Annotated in this window: 2 protein-coding genes; both read right to left on the bottom strand. The window is 70.6% G+C overall.

All coding sequences use genetic code 11. The features are described from left to right. Positions 1-39 precede the first annotated feature (39 nt). On the bottom strand, positions 40-324 hold the full coding sequence (locus tag CGE01nite_RS16790) for a WXG100 family type VII secretion target (protein ID WP_048343439.1): 285 nt from the start codon (positions 322-324) through the stop codon (positions 40-42). Positions 325-338: 14 nt separating this feature from the next. Further along, positions 339-650 (bottom strand): WXG100 family type VII secretion target, encoded by a 312-nt coding sequence (locus CGE01nite_RS16785; protein ID WP_048343440.1) that lies wholly within the window; start codon positions 648-650, stop codon positions 339-341. Positions 651-732: the final 82 nt, after the last annotated feature.

Raw genomic sequence — 732 nt, 5'->3', positions numbered from 1 at the left:
CGCCGGGCCGTGGCGGTGGTCCGCCACGGCCCGGGGTGGTCACCAGCGTGCGGCGTTGGCGCGCTCGGTGGCCTGGTAGTCGTCGTTCGAGGTGGCCACGGCGCGGCCGATCTCGGCCAGCAGGGCCTTCATGTCGGTCAGTGCGCTGGTCCACTTGGCGCGGGCGGCCTCGTAGGACGTGGAGGCCTCACCGGACCAGTTGGCCCGCAGCGGCTGCAGGGACTGGTCCATCTCGCCCAGGCGGGACTCGATGCGCGAGGCACCGCTCTGGATGTCAGCGGCAGCGGTGGACAGGCCACCGAAGTTCACCTTCAGGTCGCTCATGACGTTCCCCTTCCTCAGCCCAGACGCCCGGACAGGCGCGAGAACGTCGACGACTGCGTGTCGTCCGACGCGGTGTAGGACGACTGCGACTGCACCAGGTTCGCCTCGAACTCGTTGAGCGCGGCGACGATCTTCGACGCGTCGTCACGCCAACGCACCATCAGCTGGTTGAACGCGACCGCGCCCTGGCCCTGCCAGTGCGACCCGATCCCGGCCAGCTTGCCCTCGAGCGCGGACAGCTCGGACTGCAGCTCGCCACGCGTGCGCGCCACCACGTCCGCGCCGCGCTTGATCGCACCATCTGCTGCGGAAACCTCAGCGGCCATGACACCTCCCCCATGCCCGACCCCACCGGGCCGATGCCGGACGCGACCCGGACGAGCCACGCCGGTCCCGACGAATCAACGC

Origin of the sequence: Cellulomonas gelida, from assembly GCF_006538725.1 — a bacterium.
Classification (GTDB): domain Bacteria; phylum Actinomycetota; class Actinomycetes; order Actinomycetales; family Cellulomonadaceae; genus Cellulomonas; species Cellulomonas gelida.
Note: the sequence above shows the minus strand (reverse complement) of the source record. Positions and strands in the feature narration are given on the sequence as shown.

Excerpts from the sequence above, each read along its gene's own strand:
- CGE01nite_RS16785 (WP_048343440.1), bottom strand. The coding sequence starts at position 650 with ATGGCCGCTGAGGTTTCCGCAGCAGATGGTGCGATCAAGCGCGGCGCG.
- CGE01nite_RS16790 (WP_048343439.1), bottom strand. The coding sequence starts at position 324 with ATGAGCGACCTGAAGGTGAACTTCGGTGGCCTGTCCACCGCTGCCGCT.